General features: G+C 63.7%; 17 protein-coding genes, 1 tRNA gene and 1 pseudogene. 8 read left to right on the top strand and 11 right to left on the bottom strand.

Going from position 1 to position 20,335, the window contains the following annotated elements; genetic code table 11:
• Nucleotides 1–4: 4 nt before the first annotated feature.
• Together DDQ68_RS13955 and ispF are read right to left on the bottom strand one after the other, a co-directional pair.
• On the bottom strand, nucleotides 5–1,657 hold the full coding sequence (locus DDQ68_RS13955; protein ID WP_109656849.1) for a M28 family peptidase: 1,653 nt from the start codon (nucleotides 1,655–1,657) through the stop codon (nucleotides 5–7).
• Between the two features lie 193 nt (nucleotides 1,658–1,850).
• Nucleotides 1,851–2,333, bottom strand: a complete 483-nt coding sequence (ispF, locus tag DDQ68_RS13950) for a 2-C-methyl-D-erythritol 2,4-cyclodiphosphate synthase (protein WP_109656848.1) — start codon at nucleotides 2,331–2,333, stop codon at nucleotides 1,851–1,853.
• Nucleotides 2,334–2,459: 126 nt separating this feature from the next.
• Here ispF and DDQ68_RS13945 point away from each other — a divergent pair, with 126 nt between their 5' ends.
• Nucleotides 2,460–5,099 carry a DUF5686 and carboxypeptidase regulatory-like domain-containing protein gene (locus DDQ68_RS13945; RefSeq protein ID WP_109656847.1) on the top strand — a complete coding sequence of 880 codons (2,640 nt, stop codon included), beginning with the start codon at nucleotides 2,460–2,462 and terminating at the stop codon, nucleotides 5,097–5,099.
• A gap of 226 nt (nucleotides 5,100–5,325) precedes the next feature.
• On the opposite strand, the gene DDQ68_RS13940 is transcribed toward DDQ68_RS13945, so the two are convergent.
• Entirely contained in the window at nucleotides 5,326–5,625 is a 300-nt protein-coding gene (locus tag DDQ68_RS13940; protein WP_109656846.1) for a hypothetical protein, read from the bottom strand.
• A gap of 126 nt (nucleotides 5,626–5,751) precedes the next feature.
• On the opposite strand from DDQ68_RS13940, the gene DDQ68_RS13935 reads away from it, so the two are divergent.
• Nucleotides 5,752–6,378: a hypothetical protein gene (locus DDQ68_RS13935; protein ID WP_162550108.1), complete on the top strand. Its 627-nt coding sequence runs from the start codon at nucleotides 5,752–5,754 to the stop codon at nucleotides 6,376–6,378.
• Between the two features lie 97 nt (nucleotides 6,379–6,475).
• Nucleotides 6,476–6,548 (top strand) — tRNA-Thr (locus DDQ68_RS13930).
• Nucleotides 6,549–6,621: 73 nt separating this feature from the next.
• Here the strand turns inward: DDQ68_RS13930 and DDQ68_RS13925 are convergent.
• Nucleotides 6,622–6,993: a hypothetical protein gene (locus DDQ68_RS13925; RefSeq protein WP_109656844.1), complete on the bottom strand. Its 372-nt coding sequence runs from the start codon at nucleotides 6,991–6,993 to the stop codon at nucleotides 6,622–6,624.
• A 181-nt stretch (nucleotides 6,994–7,174) separates the two neighbouring features.
• Here DDQ68_RS13925 and DDQ68_RS13920 point away from each other — a divergent pair, with 181 nt between their 5' ends.
• Complete coding sequence (locus DDQ68_RS13920; RefSeq protein WP_109656843.1) at nucleotides 7,175–7,906, top strand: SDR family NAD(P)-dependent oxidoreductase; 732 nt, start codon at nucleotides 7,175–7,177, stop codon at nucleotides 7,904–7,906.
• 86 nt (nucleotides 7,907–7,992) lie between these two features.
• Here the strand turns inward: DDQ68_RS13920 and DDQ68_RS13915 are convergent, their stop codons facing one another.
• Nucleotides 7,993–8,334, bottom strand: coding sequence for a DUF4157 domain-containing protein (locus tag DDQ68_RS13915; protein WP_109656842.1), 342 nt, complete (start codon nucleotides 8,332–8,334; stop codon nucleotides 7,993–7,995).
• A 328-nt stretch (nucleotides 8,335–8,662) separates the two neighbouring features.
• Between DDQ68_RS13915 and DDQ68_RS13910 the strand changes: the two genes are divergently transcribed.
• Nucleotides 8,663–9,361 (top strand): C40 family peptidase, encoded by a 699-nt coding sequence (locus tag DDQ68_RS13910; protein ID WP_245897046.1) that lies wholly within the window; start codon nucleotides 8,663–8,665, stop codon nucleotides 9,359–9,361.
• Between the two features lie 412 nt (nucleotides 9,362–9,773).
• Nucleotides 9,774–9,876: pseudogene (locus DDQ68_RS24985) on the top strand (YkvA family protein); the annotation flags it as partial.
• A gap of 364 nt (nucleotides 9,877–10,240) precedes the next feature.
• Here the strand turns inward: DDQ68_RS24985 and DDQ68_RS13900 are convergent.
• The 5 genes from DDQ68_RS13900 to DDQ68_RS13880 all read right to left on the bottom strand — a co-directional run bounded on the left by DDQ68_RS13900 (nucleotide 10,241) and on the right by DDQ68_RS13880 (nucleotide 17,645).
• The gene (locus DDQ68_RS13900; RefSeq protein WP_109656840.1) at nucleotides 10,241–10,504 is read right to left on the bottom strand and encodes an acyl carrier protein; all 264 of its coding nucleotides are present in this window, start codon (nucleotides 10,502–10,504) and stop codon (nucleotides 10,241–10,243) included.
• 151 nt (nucleotides 10,505–10,655) lie between these two features.
• A complete protein-coding gene (locus DDQ68_RS13895) occupies nucleotides 10,656–14,096 on the bottom strand; it encodes an efflux RND transporter permease subunit (protein ID WP_109656839.1) in 3,441 nt (1,146 codons plus the stop codon).
• A 23-nt stretch (nucleotides 14,097–14,119) separates the two neighbouring features.
• Nucleotides 14,120–15,259 (bottom strand): efflux RND transporter periplasmic adaptor subunit, encoded by a 1,140-nt coding sequence (locus DDQ68_RS13890; protein WP_109656838.1) that lies wholly within the window; start codon nucleotides 15,257–15,259, stop codon nucleotides 14,120–14,122.
• Nucleotides 15,260–15,319: 60 nt separating this feature from the next.
• Nucleotides 15,320–16,990 (bottom strand): TolC family protein, encoded by a 1,671-nt coding sequence (locus DDQ68_RS13885; RefSeq protein ID WP_162550107.1) that lies wholly within the window; start codon nucleotides 16,988–16,990, stop codon nucleotides 15,320–15,322.
• A gap of 40 nt (nucleotides 16,991–17,030) precedes the next feature.
• On the bottom strand, nucleotides 17,031–17,645 hold the full coding sequence (locus DDQ68_RS13880; protein WP_109656836.1) for a TetR/AcrR family transcriptional regulator: 615 nt from the start codon (nucleotides 17,643–17,645) through the stop codon (nucleotides 17,031–17,033).
• Nucleotides 17,646–17,838: 193 nt separating this feature from the next.
• On the opposite strand from DDQ68_RS13880, the gene DDQ68_RS13875 reads away from it, so the two are divergent.
• Nucleotides 17,839–18,345 (top strand): regulatory protein RecX, encoded by a 507-nt coding sequence (locus DDQ68_RS13875; protein ID WP_109656835.1) that lies wholly within the window; start codon nucleotides 17,839–17,841, stop codon nucleotides 18,343–18,345.
• A gap of 86 nt (nucleotides 18,346–18,431) precedes the next feature.
• Here DDQ68_RS13875 and DDQ68_RS13870 read toward each other — a convergent pair whose 3' ends face one another.
• The gene (locus DDQ68_RS13870) at nucleotides 18,432–19,067 is read right to left on the bottom strand and encodes a DUF4230 domain-containing protein (protein ID WP_109656834.1); all 636 of its coding nucleotides are present in this window, start codon (nucleotides 19,065–19,067) and stop codon (nucleotides 18,432–18,434) included.
• Nucleotides 19,068–19,121: 54 nt separating this feature from the next.
• Between DDQ68_RS13870 and DDQ68_RS13865 the strand changes: the two genes are divergently transcribed.
• A complete protein-coding gene (locus DDQ68_RS13865) occupies nucleotides 19,122–20,291 on the top strand; it encodes a hypothetical protein (RefSeq protein WP_109656833.1) in 1,170 nt (389 codons plus the stop codon).
• Nucleotides 20,292–20,335 lie beyond the last annotated feature (44 nt).

The raw sequence follows: 20,335 nt of genomic DNA, 5'->3' as shown, positions 1-20,335 counted from the left end.
GAAGTTACGGCTTGTTTGAGTCGACCAAAATACGCACGTCGCGGTTGGCCAGGGCCCAGGCGGTGTGGAACACGAGCCGGGCGCGGGCTTCCAGCTTGTCGAACTGAATCTTGTCAATTTCGTCCGTTTCCTGGTGGTAATCAGCGTGCATACCGTTGAAGAAAAATGCCACCGGCACGCCGCGCGCCGCGAAGTTGTAGTGGTCGGAGCGGTAGTAGAAGCGGTTGGGGTCGGCCGGGTCGTCGTACTGGTAGTCGAGGTTGAGATGCGTGTACTGCTGGTTCTCGGCTTCCAGTACCACTTTCAGCTGCGAGGCCAGCTTGTCGGAGCCGATGACGTACACGTAATCGGGCTTGCCTTCGTGGGCGGGATCGGTGCGGCCAATCATGTCCACATTGAGGTCGGCCACGGTGCTGGCGAGCGGAAACACCGGGTGCGCCGCATAGTATTCCGAGCCGAACAAACCTTCTTCCTCGCCCGTCACGCTCAGGAACAAGATGCTGCGCCGGGGCCCGTACCCGTCCTTTCTGGCCTGGGCAAAGGCCTCGGCCAGGTTGAGGAGGGCCGCCGTGCCCGAGCCGTCGTCGTCGGCCCCGTTGAACACCTTGCCGTCGACGATGCCCAGGTGGTCGTGGTGGGCCGACACGACCAGAATTTCGTCTCTCTTATCTGTGCCTTCCACAAAGCCCAGCGCATTTTCGGTGCCAATGGGCGTGCGCGTTTTGGGGGACCTGATTTTTAGGGCCCCTGCTTTAAAGGGCGAGGCCAGCGGCTGGCCCTTGGCGGCGGTTTGGGCCAGGTACTTGGTCGCGGCCGCCGCGGTGGTGTTCAGTAGCTTATAGCCCACGGTTGGCGCCAGGTAGAATACCGGCGGGCGCTGGGGCCCCACACCGGCCAGCGCCAGGCTGGGCCGGGCCAGGGCCGGCGCGATGCGGCTGGCCGTCTTCTCGAAGTTGCCGTTGGGCCGGAAATCGACGAAGAAAATGCTGCGCACACCTTTCTTCAGGGCCACGGCCAGCTTGGCGCGCTCGTCGAGGCCCCAGCGGGTAGCGCTGCCGTCGGGCGGGGCGAGTAGGGGCTTGCCGCTGGCGGTGGTGGGCTCGCCCTGCAAAATCAGCACGTCCTTGCCGGCCACGTCCAGCCCGTCGTAATCGGAGTAGCCGGCCTGCTCGATGCCGAAGCCCACGAACACTGGCTGCACCGCCGTTTCCTGGTCGAAGCCCGCCGTGCCTCGGCCGTAGAAGTCGTTTGGCCACTGGTAGCGGGCGCTACCCACTTGCAGGGTAGCCCCAGGGCCCCAGGCCGTGCTTTCGAGCTGGAATTTCTGGAGGTAGGGGGCCCCCGCGTCGGGCCCTGGGCCGGCCAGGCCGGCGGCCTGGAACTGCGCGGCCACGTAGGTGGCGGCCATATGCTGGCCCTTCTGGCCGGTTTCGCGGCCTTCGTACTCGTCCGAGGCCAGCACGCTCAGGTGGGTGCGCAGGCGGTCGGCCGCCACGAGGTCGGCGTAGCGCATGCTCCAATCCACCAGGTTGGCGGGCGGGGCCCCCAGGGTGGGCATTATGCCCGGCTTGGTTTTGACTTTGACTTTGCCCTGGGCCGCCGCCGGCGCGGCCGCCGCCAGGGCCAGCAGCGCCGGCAACAGAAATTTTTTCAGCATTGGGGAGGGGCAAGGAGCAGTTCTTTGAACGTTATGAATAGAACGTCAAGGATAGACCGTCATGCTGAGCGCAGCGGAGCGGAGTCGAAGTATCTCTACTGCTTAACTAAGCAGGATTACTGCTGCGGTAGAGATGCTTCGACTGCGCGGACGCCAGATAAGCATGACCGTGTTTTTATCAAAAGAAATTGGGCTAGATAAACTTGTGAATCAGCACCGTGGCGTAAGCGGCCACGCCCTCCTGCCGGCCCACGAAGCCGAGCTTTTCGGTGGTGGTGGCTTTGATGGACACGTCATCCTCGGCAATGCCCATGACGGCGGCCAGCACGCGGCGCATCTCCGGGATGTGGGGGTTCACCTTGGGCTGCTCCAGGCACACCGTCGAGTCGATGTTGCCCACCTCGTAGCCTTTTTCGCGTAGCAAGCGCAGTACTTCGCTCAGCAAGCGCTTGCTGTCGACGCCTTTGTACTGCGGGTCGGTGTCAGGGAAGTGGAAGCCGATGTCACGCAAATTAGCGGCCCCCAGCAGGGCGTCGCAAATGACGTGGATGAGTACGTCGGCGTCGGAGTGGCCCAGGGCCCCGTGGGTGTGGGGCACCTGGATGCCGCCGAGCCAGAAGGGCAGCCCCTCGTGCAACTGGTGAACGTCGTAGCCGAAGCCGGTGCGGATTTTCATAAAGCAGCAAATAAAAAGGAGGAGAACGACAAAGGTATTGGTTGCCGGGCCCCGGCAACCCTTGGGCGCCGCAGCGAATCAACGTACTTTGGGACGGTTTCCGCTCACTCGGTTTTTTGCTTGTTTATGAGGTTGGTTCTTGTGTGCAGTTGGTGGTGGGGGTGGTTGCTGCTGGGGGCCCTGGGGGCCCGGGCTGGCACCGTGAAGGGCGTCATCAGCGGGGCCGATGGGGCCGGGCTGGCCTTCGCCAACGTAGCCGTGCGGGGCGCCACCACCAGCACCGGCGCCAACGACCAGGGCCAGTACGCCCTGCGCCTGCCCGCCGGGCGCTACGAGCTGGTGTTCCAGTACGTGGGCTTCCGGCCGCGCATCGAGCCGGTGCGCGTGCCCGGCGGCGACTCTACCGTTGTGCTGAACGTGCAGCTGGCCCCCGAGGCCTACAGCCTGGGCGAGGTCACGGTGCGCGCTTCCGACCGCGACCCCGCCTACGCCATCATCCAGCAGGCGCAGCAGTGGCGGCCCTACCACCGGCGCGAGGTGGCCGCCTTCCGGGCCCGCCTCTACAGCAAAAGCCTGGGCCGCATCCTTGAAACGCCGGGCAAAATCATGGGCCTCTTCAAGCTGGGCCCCGACATCAAGCCCGGCATCTTTTACCTCTCCGAAAGCCTGTCTGACATCGCCTTCACCCAGCCCAACATCGTCAAGGAAAGGATGTTGTCGAGCCGGGTGAGTGGCGACTCGCGGGGTATCAGCTTCAATAGGGCCAGCGCGGGCCGGGGCCTCAACTTCTACGATAACCTGATAAAATCGGGCTTTTCGGAGCGCGGCTTCGTGTCGCCGATTTCGGCCAGCGCCATGCTCTTTTACCAGTACGAGCTGGTGGGCAGCACCCGGCAGGCCGACGGGGCCCTGGTGCACAAAATCCGCGTCGTGCCCCGCCGCCGCACCGACCCGGTTTTCAGCGGCTTCGTGTACATCGTGGATGGCTCGTGGCGGCTGCATTCTGTTGATTTGAACCTGGGCAAAGAGGCCCAGCTCGACTACGTGGACGGCCTGCACATCGGGCAAATTTTCGCGCCTGCGCCCGGCAACCCCAACGTGTGGGTGATGCAGTCGCAGGAGCTGCGGGCCAACCTCTCGGGCCTGGGCTTCAAGGGCTCGGCCTACATCACGTCGGTGCTCTCGAACTACGCCGCCGTGGTGCCCACCTACCCCGCGCCGCCCGTGGCCCCGGTGGCCGCACCGCCCGCGCCCGGGGCCCCCGCCGCCCGCGAAACCGCCGCCGACATCCGCAAGCTCAAGCCCGACCTGCGGGGCCTGGGGGCCCAGGTGCGCCGCCAGGTGAAGCAGGCCCGCCGCGACTCGCTGCGCGCCGACCCGCTGGCCCGCATGCCCCGCGGCGAGGTGCAACTGGTGGAAAAAGGCGTGAACGAGCGCGACACGGCCTACTGGGCCCAGATTCGGCCGGTGCCGCTCTCGGCTGATGAGCAGAAGGACTACCGCACCAAGGACAGCACCGAGGTCATCCGCCGCTCGCGCCCCTACCAGGACTCGATGGACCGCAAGCGCAACAAGTTCGAGCTTATTGACCTGGCGGTGGGCGGCTACACCTACCGCAACTCCTTCCGAAAGACGAGCTTCACGGTGCAGCCGGTGGCCAACATCTTGCAGTACAACACCGTGGAGGGCGTGGTGGCCAACGCCCGTGTGGCCTACGTGCGCCGCACCGACGACCGCCGCTTCGTGTCGCTGACGCCGGTGCTGCGCTACGGCTTCAGCAACCAGCAGCTCAACCCCAGCGTGGGCCTTACCTGGCAGTTCGACCCGGTGGTGCTGCGCCAGCTCAGCCTGGTGGCCGGGCGCACGGTCGAAAACTTCGACCGTAACTCGCAGCTCACGCCGGGCATCAATTCCGTGTATACGCTGCTGGCCAACCGCAACTACGCCAAGCTCTACCGTCGCGACGGCCTCGACCTGGACTTCCTGGCCGAGCCCGTGAACGGCCTGACTGTGCGCACCTCGGCCAGCTACTTCGACCGCCGCGAGCTGTTCAACACCACCGACCGGCTGCTCATCGACGTGAAGGGCCGCGCCTTTACGCCCAACCAGCCCGTGGCCGAGGAGGCCTCCGGTGGCACTGGCTTCGGCCAGAGTAAGGCCCTGACTGTGGGCCTGGGCCTGGACTTCAAGCCCGGTCAGCGCTACATTAACCGGCCCGACGGCAAGTTCAACCTGGGCTCGAAGTGGCCCACCTTCAACGCCCAGGGCCGCCTGGCCGTGCCGCACGTGCTGGGCACCGATGTGCGCTACCTGCTGCTGCAAGCCGGCGTGGCCCAGCGCATCGACCTAGGCCTGCTGGGCACTAGCAGCTACCGCGTGTACGTGGGCGGCTTCGTGGGCAAGCAGGAAGGTCTCACTTTCGCCGATTTCCGCCACTTCTCCGGCAACCGCACCCTGCTCACGGGCAATTTCACCGACTTCCAGCTGCTCGACTACTACCAGTACAGCACCCGCAGCGCCTACCAGGAGGCGCACTACAGCCACCACTTCAACGGCTTCATCCTCAACAAAGTCCCGCTGCTGCGCCAGCTGAAATGGCAGGAAGTGTTCTCCCTTAACTACCTGCACACCGCCCAGGCCGGCCACTACGTGGAGCTGGGCGCGGGCATCGAGCACATCTTCAAGGCGCTGCGCGTCGATTTCTACACCGGCTTGCAATCGGGCCAGCGCACCGGCACTGGCATCCGCGCCGGGTACGGCTTTTAATTAGGAGGAGAACCTACGCAAAAAGGTAATTTTTAATTCCGTAGGGGCGGCCAGTTGGTAGTAATTGGCAGTAAAACAACGATAAAGCCCCAGCGGAGCGACCCTAACGGATGGGTCGCCCCGCTGGGTCTTTAGATCTAATGATCAACTTTAGGAGGTGGTCTAAAGCGGAGTGGTCCGGCGACTTTTTCCGTCGCCAGGCCACCCCGCTTTAGACCACTGTCTATTATTTTATCTCCTCAAAATCAACGTATTCGCCCATGCGGTCGGAGCCTTTGCGGGGCGTGCTGGCGGTGGGCGGCACGTAATCGACGTGCACCTGGCCGGGCGCCGGGGGCGGGCCAGTGGGCCGCGGGGGGCCCTGGGGCCCAAAAGGCCCGCCATTCATCGGCCCGAAGGGCCCCCCGCCTTGCTGGGCCTTGTGCACCTGCTGGCGCACGAAGCCGCCCAAAGCCGCCCGCAGCAGGTTGGGCAGGATGTAGCGGATGAAGAAAAACGAGAGCAGCAGGATCAGCCAGAAGGACATATGCGAAGGTAGGAAACGGGGCGTTGGGGCCCGCCCGTAGCATAACGAAGGTTGGGGTATATTTGGTTTAACCCCCGCGGGGTCCGCCCCCGGGTAGAGTCGTAATCACCGCTTAAATATTCGGTTATGCGCCGCTTACTTTGGAGCATATTGCTGGCCGGCCTGCTGCCGGCCGCCGCGGCGCGGGCCCAGCGCGTGTGCCCCGGCTACGTGGTGCTGGCCAGCGGCGACAGCCTGCGCGGGGCCGTGCACCTGACCAGCGACTTCGAGCAGCAGCAGTTTGTAAAATTTATTCCGCTGCACGCCACCAGCACTAAGCCCCTGCGCCTGACCGATGCCGAAGTGGTGGCCTACGGCTACGTGCGGGGCCCCGACACGGTGCGCTACCGCAACTGCGGCCCCGAGCTGGCCTCGGTGCCCGTGGTGCTGGCGGTGGGCCAGCGGGCTGCGCTGTTTCCCATTTCGCGGCTGCGGGTGGGGGCCCTGTTGCGGGTGTTGCAGGCGGGGCGGGTGCAGGTCTACGAGCGCTACATGCCCATTCGGGGCGGCAACTCATTCTTCCGCGATGTGCTGCTGCGTACCGATACCGGCTCGTTTATAGGTACTTATTGGTGGAACTTCCGGCCCCGGGCCGCCGAGTACTTCGCCGATTGCCCCGCCCTGGCCGGCGACCTGCGCGCCGGCCGCTATCCGCCCCGGGCCCTGCCGCAGGTGGTGCGCCGCTACAATGCCTGGTACGGCCACAGCCGCTGAGCCCCGCCGGCCCGAAAAAATGTGGGCCCCAAACCCTGGTTTTTTCGGTCACCGCCTTATCTTTGCGCTCCCAAGCGGTAACTGGCCGCCGGTAAATGCCTCTTTAGCTCAGTTGGTAGAGCAGCTCATTCGTAATGAGCAGGTCGTTGGTTCGAGTCCAATAAGAGGCTCATCGTTAAGCAAAAAGCCCCCGGCAACACAGTTGCCGGGGGCTTTTTGCTTAGGGCTCGGGGCCCCACGGGGTTAGTCGTACTTGGCGCGGTATTTTTTGCCGGCTTTGGCGTCGGCGGTGCGGGCGTTGCGCCTGCCGCTCGTGGCCAGCAGGCCCACGCCGAAGGCCAGCACGGCGCCGCCCACGATTTGTTGGGTGGGACTGAGGCGGCGCACCCGCTCAATTACCTGGGTGCCCAGGTCGCGCACGGGCTGCGGAATCTGCTCCAGCAGTTGCTGAACGTCAAAGTTTTGCAGCCACTCCTTGCCTTGGGCCACGGCGTCGTCCAGCTTTTGGCTAGCGGCGTCGGTGGCGGCGGTGGTTTCGGAAGCAACGGTTTTAGCAGCGGCGGGGGCGTTGATGGGCGCGTCGGCGGCGGGGTCTTGGTGCGGGGTTGAGCGCATGGGAATGGCAAAAAAATGAAAAGGTACAGTTCAGGTAAGGCGTAGTTATTCGCAAATCAGTGGTAGGAAGTTGCCCCTGCGCGTAGGTTTTCGGGCCATGGGCTGAACAGTACGCCGGCTCAGCGGTTCTGCTGCCGGCTTTTTGCCGCTTTACGCTATTTTTCAAGTTTTTATTTTCGTAATGGGTCGTTTTGATAATAAGGTTTGCTTCGTCACTGGGGCCACTTCGGGCATTGGGCGCGCCACAGCCCTGCAGCTGGCCCGCGAAGGCGGCTGCGTGGCCGCCCTGGGCCGCAACGTGCAGGAGGGGAAGTCGTTGACGGACGAGATTGAAAAAGCCGGCGGGCAGGCCATGTTCATCCGGGCCGACGTGGGCATCGACGCTGACCTGGTGGCCGCCGTGGAGACAACCCTGGCCAAGTGGAACCGCATCGACGTGCTGATCAACGACGCGGCCGTGATGACCTTCAAGCCCATCCTGAAAATGGACCCCGCTGACTGGGACAACGTATTGAACGTGAACCTGCGTGCCCTGTTCCGGCTCTGCCAGCTGTGCCTGCCCCACATGAAGGGTGGGTCCATCGTGGCCGTGAGTTCGGTGCACGCCTTCCAAACCACTCCTAATGTGGTGCCCTACGCCGCCAGCAAGGGCGCCATCGAGGCGTTTGTGCGCGGCCTCAGTCTCGAAATTCCGTACGGCCACGCCCGCATTAACGCCGTGGCCCCGGGGGCCGTCGACACGCCCATGCTTCACAGCAACCCTAACATTATGAACGGCACCGAAGTAGTAACCGGCCAGGTGGGTACGCCCGACGAGCTGGCCGCCGCCATCTGCTTCCTGGCCTCGCCCGAAGCCAATTTCATCAACGGTACCACGCTGGTGGTCGACGGCGGCCGACTGGCGCAGCTGTAGGCCCGCGCCTGTCATCAACCTGCGCCTGTCATCAAGTAGTAAGAAAGCGCCCCGGCCGGTTTGGCCGGGGCGCTTTTTTGTGCGCGCTAGGCCGGCGCGGGGCCCCCGCCGGTGCGCTGGGCCAGCACCACGCGCCGGGCTTCCTCCCGCGCTTCCACCTCGTACTTATTGTTATAGTAGCCCACCCGCGCCGACTCTACTAAGTAGCGGTAGAGGAAGGGCAGCAGGCCTTGCTCGCGGTACTGGCGCAGGTGCACCCGCTCGTGGGCCACCCACTCGGCGTCGGCTAGGAACTCGGCGCGGGTGGCGCCGCTCAGGTGCACCGTGCCCCCGATAACCATGGCCACGCGGGCGTTGCCGCCCAGCACGAGCCGGGCAATGCGGGCCAGCGGCGAGTGCACCCAAGTGCGGAGTGAAGCGTCGGTCATCGAGGAATAATTAAAAAATCGGGGAGCGCCATATACGGTGCATAATTATGGCCGGTTGCAGGTATATGTATGATTATTTTTTGTTAAATTATAATCCTGTCAATAAAATGAGGGATTATTCGTCTTTGCAGGCTGGTAGTACCAAAAGTTTGCCTTAGTTTTACCCGGCGGGGTGGTGGTATTATTTCATAATTAATCACCGCGCCGGTTCGCTTCACTCCCTGACTTCTGGCCGCTTGCGGCCTTGCCTATCGCCCAAGAAACGCTTTCTGCCGGTCGTTCCGCCCCCTTTCGGAACCCGGGCTTACCCCACCCTCCTCGACGGATAATGAAAAACAGCCTGCTTTATTTCCTCGCCGCCGCTTCCCTGGTCCTTTCGTTTTGCTTTGAGCGCACCCCCGATGCTTCGCTCACGCCCCGCGCCCTCGATGCGCCGGCCGTGGCCGAAGCATCGCTGCTTTCGGGCCTGATGACTAACCCAGCTGCGCTGCCCGTACCCGCCACCACGCCCGACCTGGCCGCCGCCCGCGACTCGCTCGCCTACGGCTACTACGCCCAAACGCTGGGCCTGACGCTGGCCCACACCGAAAATAAGGGCCTGCTCCAAACCGTGACGGACTGGATCGGAACGCCTTACCGCTTCGGGGCCAGCTCGCGCCGCGGCACCGATTGCTCGGGCTTTGTGACGCGGGTGTTCAACGAGGTGTACGGCATTGTGCTGCAACGCAGTTCGCGCTCCATGTTCGGGGCCGTGCAGCACGTGGCCAAATCTGATATGCAAACTGGCGACCTGGTGTTCTTCCGCCACGGCAAAGGAGCCATCTACCACGTGGGCATCTACCTGAAAGACGGCAAGTTTGCCCACTCGGCCTGCAGCGGCGGCGTGCGCGTCAGCTCGCTCAATGAAGCTTACTACCACCGCAACTTCTACGCCGCCGGCCGCGTGCCCGCCGCCGCCCGCGCCGACGCCGCCGTACTGGCCGAAGCCGTAGCCAGCGCCGCCGATGCCCCGGCCATGGCCCAGTAATAAGGGCCCCCGCCCCCGAAATAATAGCAGCCTCGCACCCCGTGCGGGGCTTTTTTGGGCCCCGGTGGCCGGGCAGCCAAACCCCGCCCCCGCGCAAGCGGTATAATGCCCCCATGGGGCCCCCTGCTGGGGCCCCGGCTTATTTCTCCTGACTCTTATGGACCCCCGTACCCCTCCCTCCGGTGCCGACGTGGCCGGCTCAGCCTTCTTCAAAAAATTCCTGGGCAAGGCCGAAAAGTATATCCAGCAGCCCACGCTACTGCGCAAGCTGCTGACCGCCGCCTACACCAAGGCCCAGCAAAAGAACGAGCTGGGCAGTCTCGCCCACGAGGCCTGGACGACGCTCCAGACGTTGTTCCGGCTCATCCGCGCCTCCGTGGCCGGCGACTACACGGGCGTGCCGTCCAGCACGCTGCTGGCCGCGGTGGCTGTGCTCATTTACTTCATCAGCCCGATTGACCTCATCCCCGACTTTATTCCGGTGCTGGGCCTGGTTGATGATGTGGCCTTGGTAGCCTGGTTCTCGCTCACTATTAAAACTGAGATTGACAAGTTCCACGAGTGGGAACTGACCCGCCCGCACGACGTGACGGCCCGCGCCGCCGCCGCCCCGGCCCCCCACGAAGGCCTGGTGCCCGCACCTGAATCAATCAAGTACGCCGGCACCACGCCGACGCCCGAGGGGCCCCACGCCCCGCGCCCCGACGTGGCCGCTACCACCACCGACAGCAGCCGCGACGCCAGCCACGGCACCGTGGCTACCGGCGGCAACGTACGCTAGGGCCCCCAAACTAACCCCCGGCTAATACCAAAAAGGCCCCGAAACATGCGTTTCGGGGCCTTTTTACTTAGGGGCCGCGCCGGGCTTTGGGGGGCGATCTAAGCGGCGGCGTGCTCACGCACGAAGCGCACAAAGTCGCCCACTGTGTAAAGGGGCACTTCGTCGGGGATGACGATGTGGAAGCTGCGTTCCAGCTCGAGGATGATGTCCACCACGTCCACCGTATCGAAGCGCAGGTCGCGGGCCAGGCTGGCAGTTTTGCGCACGCGCGACGCCCGGATGGCCTTGCGCTTACTGATGATGCGGAAGACTTGCTGCTCAATGGAAGCAGCGGGATGGGCGGCGGCGGTGGACAAGTACATGTTGGAGCAGAGCAGGCAGGAAAAAAGGGAAAAAGCGGTGCCGGGGCAGACGGCCCAGTGGCAAAGCAACCGGAAACACATTCCGTCGGCGCAGAGAATCGACGGAATGCGTTTTTTAGCCGAGAGAAGTTAAAAAAGCTTGGTGCAATTTTTAGGCCAGTACTGCCGGCGTGGCGGCATCTACCTCTTCTTGGTCGACTTCGGGGGCGGGCGGCGGGCTGTTCTTGTCGCGCCCCGAGAAGAGGGCCAGGAACTTTTCATTGAGCAAATACATCACTGGCACCACCAGCAGGGTGATGAGGGTGGCAAACGTGAGGCCGAAGATGATCGTCCAGGCCAGGGGCCCCCAGAACACTACCGACTCGCCGCCCAAATAAAAGTGGGGGTGGCCCGAGTTGAAGAGCTCGTAGAAGTCGATGTTCAGGCCGATGGCCAGCGGGATAAGTCCCAGCGTGGCAGCCGTGGCCGTGAGCACTACGGGGTTGAGGCGGGTGCGGCCGGCCAGCACCAGGGCGTCGTGCAGGCCCATGCCCTGGGCCCGCAGTATGTCGGTGAATTCGACCAGCAAAATACCGTTCTTCACCACGATGCCGGCCAGGGCGATGACGCCCACGCCCGTCATCACGATGCTGATATTCATGCCCGAAATGGCCAGGCCCAGCATCACGCCGATGATGGAAAAAATGATTTCGGAGAGGATGATGAGCGGCTTGCTAACCGAGTTGAACTGCGTGACGAGCACCAGGAAGATGAGGGCGATGGCTCCCACAGCGGCAATGCCGAGGAAGTCGCTGGTTTCCTTCTGGTCCTCCTGGGCGCCGCCCATGCGCACGGTATAGCCCGGTGGCGTGGGGAAGCTCTTGAGAGCCCGCTGCACGTTGGCCACCACGTCGGGGCCCGTGAAGCCGTTGAGCACGTTGGAGCTGATGGTGATGAGGCGGTGTGTGTCTTTGCGCTTGATGCCGCCGTAGGTGGTGCCGTAGGTGACGTCGGCCACGGCCGAGATGGGTACCTGGCGCACCGCGCCGGTGGCGTCGCGGAAGGTGAGCGGAGCGTTCACGATGGCGTTCACGTCGTCGCGGTAGGGCTTGGCGTAGCGCACTTGGATGGGGTATTCGTCGTCGGGGGTTTTGAATTTGCTGGCCTCGTAGCCGTAGATGGCCGTGCGCACCTCCGAGCCAATCTGGGCCGTGCTGATGCCCTCGCGATTAGCGCGGGTCCGGTTGATGGACACCCCGATTTCGGGGTTGCGGTCCTGCAGGTCAGAGCGCAAATCTTCAATGCCGCCGATTTTTAGCGAGTCCACATAGCGTTCCACTTTTTTGCTGAGCGCGGCCAGCTTGGGATAGTCGTCGCCGCTCACCTCAATGGCCACAGCCTTGCCCTGGGGCGGCCCGCTGGCCTCCTGGTCTACCGATATGTCGGCCCCGGGAATGCCCTTCACGGCTTCGCGGATGTCGTCCATGTAGATGTGGGTGGCCTGGCCCTTGCGCTCGCTCAGCTCTTTAAAGGCCACGCCCACCTTGCCCAGGTTCGACTGCGAGGTGCCGGCGGCCGTGGCTTCGGAGGGGTCGCCGGCGCCGATGGCCACGTTGGTAATCACCGATTCTACGTCGGGATTGTGGCGGCCGATGACCTTGTACACGCGCTTCTCCAACTCGCGGGTCACCGAGTCGGTTACCTCCACGCGGGTGCCCACCGGCATTTGCAGGTAGGTATAGATGAACTTGGGGTCGCCCTTGGGGAAGAAGTCTACCTTGGGCTTGCGGGCCCCCACGGCCACCACGCTGATAACGCCCAGCACCAGCAGGCCGGCCAGAATGGCCCCTTGGCGCCACACCGTGCCGCCCACGGCCAGCTCCACGAGGCGGGCGTAGCCGTTCTGGAAGCGGGGCAGCACGCTGCGCTGGAAGCCGGCAATCATGTACACAAACACGTACTTATTGAGGAGGCACAGCGCGATGACGGCCAGCATCAGGTTGCCGAAGAACCTGGAGCCAGACACGTAGCCACCCAGCGCCGCCAGCAGCAGCACGCCCATGCCGATGAGGAAGCCGCGCGTCAGCTTGGGTTTCTCTGCGCGGTCGAGGTGCTCCTCGCGCTGCATGAAGCTCACGGCGAACACCGGGTTCATGATAAAGGCTACGATGAGCGAGGCCCCCAGCGTGAGGATGAGCGTGACGGGCAAATAGAACATGAACGAGCCCACAATGCCAGGCCAGAACATGAGCGGCACGAACGGCGCCACCGTGGTGAGCGTGCCGGCCAATACCGGCACAAATACTTCGCCAGCCGCGTACTTCGCCGCCTGGGCCGTGCTCAGGTTGGGGTGCTCGTGCAGCAGGCGGTGGGTGTTTTCGATGACCACAATGGCGTCGTCCACCACAATGCCCAGCGCCAGCAGGAAGGCGAAGAGCACAATCATATTCAGCGAAAAACCCAGGACTGGCAGCATGATGAACGCCAGAAACATCGACAGCGGCACCGACAAGCCCACGAACAGGGCGTTGGTGGTGCCCATGAAGAACATCAGAATCAGCGTCACCAGTAAAAAGCCGATGATAATGGTGTTAATCAGGTCGTTAAGCGTGTTGCGCGTGTCGTTCGAGGAGTCGCCGGTGATGGTGATTTTCACGTTCTTGCCCAGGCTGGCTTGCTCGTCTTTCACAATCTGGTGAATCTTGTCGGAGGCGTCGAGCAGGTTTTCGCCCTGGCGCTTCACCACGTTCAGCGTCACGGCGGGCTGCCCATCGAGGCGGGCGTAGCTCTCGCGGTCCTTGAAGCCGTCGGCTACCGTGGCAATGTCGCCGAGGCGCACCGGGGCCCCGCGCAGGTTCTTGATTTGGATGTTGGCAATGTCGGCGGCGTTCACGTACTGGCCGGCCACGCGCACGGCCCGCTTCTGGGCCCCCACGTCGATGCTACCGCCCGATATGGTAATGTTCTCGCGGGCAATGGCGCCCTCAATGTCGGCAAAGCTCAGCTGCGAGGCCTGCAATTTATATAGGTCCACGTCCACGTTCACCTGCTGCTCCAGGGCCCCCACAATGTCGACGCGGGTGATTTCGGGCAGCGCCTCAATCTTGTCCTGGAAGTCGTCGGCGAGCTTTTTGAGTTGCGCAGCGGGCAGGTTGCCGCTCAGGTTGACGTACATAATCGGCTGCTCCGAGATGTTCACCTCCTTCACCAGCGGCGCCGAGGGCAGGTCGTTGGGCAGCTCGGTGCTGGCCTTGTCCACGGCATCTTTGATGAGCTGCTTGGCGGCCTGTACGTTCACGTTCGAGTTAAACTCCACGTCCACAATGCAGTAGTCCTGGTTCGAGGTAGAGCTGATTTTCTTCACCCCGTTCACGCTCTTAATCTCCTTTTCGAGCTGGCGCGTCACCAGGTTTTCAATGTCCGTGGGTGAAGTACCGGGGTACACCGTGGCCACAATGATGCGCGGAATCACGATGTCCGGGAACTTCTCCTTGCCCAGCTTCACGTAGGCAAACAGGCCGGCAATGGTCAGCAGCAGCGTGATGACGTAGATGCTGGTCTTGTTATTAATGGACCAACTCGTCGGGCCAAACTCCTTTTCAATATCTTGCATAACAGGTAGTTGCTGGAGCGGATTTAGCTGATTTTCAGCGGCTGGCCTTCGTTCAGATTCTGGTAGCCGGCCGAGATGACCTCGTCACCGGCCTTCAGGCCGCTGGTCACCTCCTGCTTGCCGTTGTAGGTCTGGCCGGTTTTGATGATGCGCTTCTGAGCCACGGGCTTGCCGCCGGTGCGGCTCACCACCAGCACGTAGGCGTTGTCCTCGTCGTGCTGCACCAGGTCCACGGGCAGCACAGTGGCGTTGGCCTGGCCGTAGTTTTGGATGCGCACCGTGGCCACCATATTGGGGCGCAGGCGGTTGGTCTTGTCAGCGGGCAGGCGCAGCTCCACGGTAAAGGTGCGGCTGGTGGCCGAAATACTGCGGCTCACGGTGCGCACGGTACTCGTAATTTCCTCGCTGCCCAGGTCGGGCATGGTCACCAGGGCCTTGTCGCCGGCCTTGATGCTGCCGGCGTAGGCCTCGCTCACGTCGGCCAGCACCTTGCCGCCCTTGCCGCTATTCAGCTGTACCACGGGGGCCCCGGGGGCCACGGTTTCGCCCAGCTTGGGCAGCACGTTGTCCACCACGCCGGCGTAGGGCGCCACCACGTTGTAGAGGGCCTTCTGCTGGTTCAGCGAGGCCAGGTTGCGCTGCAAAGCCTGGTAATTGTTCTTGGCTTGCAGGTACTGGACTTCGGTACCAATCTGCTGCTTCCACAGGCCAGCCTGCTTCTGATAGATGACTTTGGCTAGGTCCAGGCGGGTGCGCAGCTCGGCAATGTTGGCGTCCAAAATGCTGGCGTCCACGGTGGCCAGCACCTGTCCCTTGCGCACGTGGTCGCCGCGCCGCACGCGCACGCTGGTGAGCGTGCCAGCGGCCCGGGCCCCCACGGTGGCGTTCTGGTCGAAGTCGACACGGCCCTGTACTTCAAGGTAGCCGGCAAAGTTCTCGGGGGCCACTTTCAACACCGACACCGGCGTAGCGGCGTTGGCCGCGGCCTTGGCCCCGGCGCCGGTCTTGGCTTCGAGGTCGGCGATTTTGGCTTGGGTGGCGGCCTGCTCGGCCTTTAGCTTGGTTAGCTCGGCGTTGGGGTCTTTGCTGCCGCCGCAGGAAGCCAATAGCAAGCTGATGGCTAATAGCTGATAGCTGCTGGCTTTAATAAGAGTACGTTTCATCTTAAAAGGAAAGTCTTTTCGGGGAAAAAGCCAACGGCCAATAGCCACTAGCTAAGGTGCTTACTTGGCTTGCTGGTACAGCTCGCCGGTGGCCTTATCGCGGTCCACCTTGGCCACCAGCACGTCGTAGATGGCGGCGTAGTAGTTGGTCTGGGCCTCGCGCAGCGAGGTTTCGGCCGTGAAGACTTCGATGTTCGAGCCCACGCCGGCGTTGAATTTGATGCGCGTTACGCGGGCCACGTCGGCGGCCAGGGTTAAGTTGTCTTGCTGGTTGTCGAGCACGTCGAGGGCATTGATGAGCGTGGTGCGGCTCTGCGCATCTTGTAAGTCAATGCTTTGGCGCAAAGTTTCGAAGCCGCGCTCAATGGTTTGCTGCGCGATGCGCGCCTGCTGCACTTGGTAGTGGCGGCGGAAGCCGTCGAATACCGGCACGGTCAGCGCCAGCCCCACGTTGCCGAAGCCGAACCAGTTCTGGTTAGGAAAGCCGTTGGTGGCCCGCGAGCTAGGGCCCCGGAAGGCAAATAAGTCCGTCACCGATTTGGCCGAGCCGGTGAAGCCGTAGGCCGCCGTCAGGCTCAGGCGCGGGTAGGCCCCGGCGGTGCGGTTGCGCAGGTCGAGGCCGGCCAGGGCCTGCTGGGTTTGCAGCGTCGAGAACTCGATGCGGTTGTTGTAGTTGAAGGCGGCGTCGGTCTGCACCGGCTGGCCATTGTTGAGGCCCGGGGCCGGCGCTGGGGCCCCCGGGGCGGCGCCGGCCGGCGGGGCGGGCAGGGCCCCCAGGCCGCCGGGCCCGCTGCCGGTGCCGAAGTTGGCCGCGCCCAGGCGCTGGCGCAGGGCCCCGGCGTCCACTATGGCCGCGTTCAGCGAGTCGGTCAGCACCACGGGCTGGGCCTGGGGCAGGCCCATCTGAAACTTAAGCAAGGCAATGCTCAACTCGGTAAGACGCTGGGCTTTCTGCTGCTCCACCACCAGGTTGTTGCGCTGCACGCGCAGGCGGTCTACGTCGAGCTTTTCGGCAAAGCCGGCCTTAAACGTCTGGTTGGTCTGGTAGAGTACCGTGTCGAGGCGCTGTACGTTGCGGGCCAGCAGCGCGAGGCGCGAGCGGGCCACCAGCGTACTGTAGTAGGCCTTGCTCACCTGCTCCACCACGTCGATTTCGGCCTGCTGGGTTTGCTTTTTCGAGAGCTCCTGGTACACCTTGGCCGCCTTCAGCCCGATGAGGTACGAGCCGTCGAAAAGCTGCTGCGAAAACGAAGCCGCCGTGTTGCCGGCGTACTGCAAGCCGAAGGCCAGCGGCGTGGGCCCAGTGGCCGGGGCCACGCCGTAGGCCGGGCTCAGCGTCACGGCCTGGCCCGATTGGGCGGCCGCAATGTCGCGCTGCGTGAGGGTGGTGCCGTTCAGCGGGGGGCCGCCAAAAGCACTGAAGTCTACGAGGCTCTTTTGCAGCTTGAAGTTGTCGGCCAGGTTGGCCGCCACGTTCACCTGGGGCAAGCCCTGGGCCTTAATTTCGCCCACCCGGGCTACGGCCGTTTGCTCGGCCAGGCGCGTGGCCAGCAGGCTCGACTTGGTTTGCACGGCGTAGCGAATGGCCTGCGGCAGGCTCAGCGCCATGGTGCCGCCGGTGCCCAGCACGGGCGGGGCCCCCTGGGGCGTTTGGGCCGGCAGCGCCAGCGGGGCCAGGCCCAGCAAGGCGGCCCCCAGCCAGCGCCGGGGGCGTTGCAACGTCTTGTTCATCAGTGAAAAAAATAGGGATATTGAGACGGCGGCGGGCAGCTTATTCATCCTCCGTAATGTGTTGGTACTTATTAAATAGCCGGTGGCCTTTAAGTGTAGCCACGCCCAGCAAAAAATGCTCGTCGAATACCTTATTCACCCGGACGGGTGCAAACTGGGTGGGAGGGTAGAGGCCGGGGTCGAAGGCCAGCTCTATCTGGGCCAGGTTGAGGCGGGCCAGCACCTCCACGTCAAGGTCGGCCCGAAACAGGCCTTCGGTAATGCCCCGGCGCAGGTTGCGGATTATCTGGTCGAGGATGAACGTGTTCTTGTGGGCTGAAAACAGGGCCCAGGCGGCCGCGTGGTACTTGCGCAGGTCGTAGAAAATGCTCGGGTGGATGCCGCTGAACTGCTGCTCGGCCCAGTGCGAGATGTCGAGCATTTCCCTCACCGCGTCGGCCGCGTAGCTGGCCATGCGCGTGCAATCGCTCTGCGACTTGCCCAGGTGCTGGGTGATGACGCCGAGCACAATTTCGTCCTTGTTGTCGAAGGTTTTATAAAGCGTTTTTTTCGACATGGCCAACTCCGCGGCGATGTCGTCCATGCTCACGCTTTTGATGCCGTTGCGCAGGAACAGGGCCCCGGCGTGTTGTAAGATGCGGTCTTTGATTTCCATAAGCGATGCGGCAAAGATACGATGGAAACTTTAAACGGGTTTAAAGTTTCCATTAACTTTTTTTGCCGCGCTGCTTCGGTTGGCCGGGCCCCCGCGCCGGAGCTTGACGGGCAGCCCCGGAAAATATTTTACCACTTTGCCAATTATCCCGCGCCGCCGGGTGTTCCGGGCAGCCGCCTTTCTCCCTTTTCCGATGTTCAAAACCGACAAAACGCCCAAAACCTACACGCCCGGCGAGGCCCTGCAAAAAATCGCCGCCTTCTGCGCCTACCAGGAGCGCACCCAGAAAGAAGTGGAACAAAAGCTGCGCTCCTATGGCCTTGACGAGGACGAGGCCGGCGAAATCATCATCCGCCTGAGCCGCGAAAAACTACTGGACGAGGAGCGGTTTGCCCAGGCTTTCGTGCGCGGCCACTACCGCCACAAGCAGTGGGGCCGCCGCCGCATCGTGCAGGAGCTCAAGCAGAAAGGCATCAGCGAGTACTGCATTAAATCGGGCATGAAGGAAATCGACGGCGAGGAATACTACCAAAACCTGCTGAACGTGCTGGCCAAAAAAGACCGCCAGGAAAAGGAGAAGAACCCGCGCGTGCGCCGCCAGAAAATCAGCGTCTACCTCACCGGCAAGGGCTACGAGCAGGACCTGATAAAAATGGCCCTCGATGAGTACGCCGCCGCCGAAGCCGCCGACGACGAGTAGCAGTTGAACGAGTAAAAGAGGCCGTCATGCTTGTCTGGCGTCCGCTTGTCGAAGCATCTTTAAACCAACTCAACCCGTACCGCCGCCTAGCCCTTGCGGCCCAGTGTGGGCAGCTCCAGGCGCTGCCCCAGCACCACGCGCCGCCCGGTGAGGGTGTGCAGCAGGGGCACCAGAATTTGCTGGGCGTTGCGCTGGGTTTCGGCCAGGATGCCCGATTGCAGCGCCGCGGTGCGCACCTGGGCCTCGGCGTACTTATAGCCTTGGTCCACGAGGTCGGCATCCTGGAAAAAGCCATTTTCGGTGCTGAACACCCGGCTCTGGTCGTGCCGCACCTGGAAGTTGCACAGCTCGGGCGCGGGCAGAAACACGTGCACCACCGAGTCGCCCTCCAGTACCACGTCCTGGGGCCGGATTTTGCGCAGGTCGAGGCAGCCGGTGGCTTCGCCGGCCACAATCAGGGCCACCTTGGCGTCGGGCAGGATGGTGATGCGGTTGGCGCGCTTGTACTCCACCACGTCCTTGAAGCGGTAGCGCACCAGTTCCAGCTTGCCCAGTGCCTCCACTTGGGTAAGGACGGTATTATGCGTCACGGTCACGCGCGGCTCCTGCACCAGCGGGTTGAGGCCGTCGATCGCGGGCCCGATTTTCTTCCACAGAAACCAGCCCAGGGCTACTAAAAAGAGGAGGGGTACGAGGCGGCGAATCAGACGGACGAGGTTCATAGGTACTTGAATACGGCGGCGGGGGCGCGCCGTTGGGGCCTAGTTTTGCAGGGCATGCAATTTCTTTCGGTTGTTCAGCGGCTGGCCCAGCGCCTGGGGCCCCGCCACCGGGCCCTGCTGGGGGCCCTGTGGGCCGTGGCGCAGGCCGGTTTCCTGTGGAAATTCCGCGGCCCACATTTCGCCAACGACAGCTACAACTACTTCGACTACGCCACCGCCATCGCCGGGCGCGGCTACTTCGGGCCCGGCCACTACCGGCGCTACGTGCTGTACCCGCTGTTCGAAAGCGCGTGGCTGTGGCTGGGCGCCGGGCCGTGGGGCATCGTGGCGGGGCAGCTGGTGCTGTCGGGCCTGGCCGCCGGGGCCCTGTACGGGGCCGTGCGGCGGCTGGCGGGCGGGGCCTGGGGCCCGGCGGCGCTGGCCACCGGCCTATTTATGGTGTGGCCCGACGTGCAGCAGTTCAACGCCTACCTGCTCACCGAGTCGCTGTTCATCAGCCTGTCGGTGCTCTCGCTGGCGGCGCTGGTGCGGGTGCGCGGCGGCGGCTGGGGCCCCTGGGCGGTGCTGCTAGGGCTGCTGGTACTCACGGCGCTGGCGCGGCCCAACGGCTTCGTGGTGGCGCTGGCGGCGGCGCTGGCCGGCCTGGCAGCGCTGCGGCGGCGCCCGGGCCGGCGCGCCTTTTGGGCGGTGCTGGGGGCCCTGGCGCTAGTCGCGCCGCTGCTGTGGCAAGTGCTTAACTACCAGATGGCCACCTTCGGGCTGCTCGATACTTACCAGCGCGGCGAGCTGATGTACCTGGTGCCGCAGTGGGCCGTGCACCCCGCCGCGCCGCTGCACCTGCCGCCGCCCGGCACGGGCCCGGCGCTGCGGGTGGCGTACTTCGCGGCGCACAACCCCGGCTTTTTTGGCCGACTCGTGCTGGGCAAGCTGTTCGTGTTTGCGAGCGGGCTGAAACCGCATTACTCCCTGCTGCACCGCATGGCCAACGTGCTGCTGCTCTGGCCGCTGTACGGCCTGGCAGTGCGCGGGGCCCGGTGGCGGGAAATCTGGGCCCCGGCGCGGATATTCCTGATAGGAGTGCCGCTGCTGCAAGCCGCCGTAGTCGCGCTCACCGTGGACGACTACGACGTGCGCTTCCTGGCGCCGGTGCTGCCGTTCGTGTTCGTGCTAGCCGCGCTGGGCGTGTGGAAAAGTTGGGGAAATATGGATAAGTTGAATCGGTGAATCAGTGAGCTGGTAAGTCGTTGAATGAGCTTTCCCCAGCATTC

This window comes from Hymenobacter nivis, assembly GCF_003149515.1.
Classification (GTDB): domain Bacteria; phylum Bacteroidota; class Bacteroidia; order Cytophagales; family Hymenobacteraceae; genus Hymenobacter; species Hymenobacter nivis.
The sequence above is the reverse complement of the archived record's forward strand: the minus strand, read 5'-3'. Positions and strand labels throughout refer to the sequence as shown.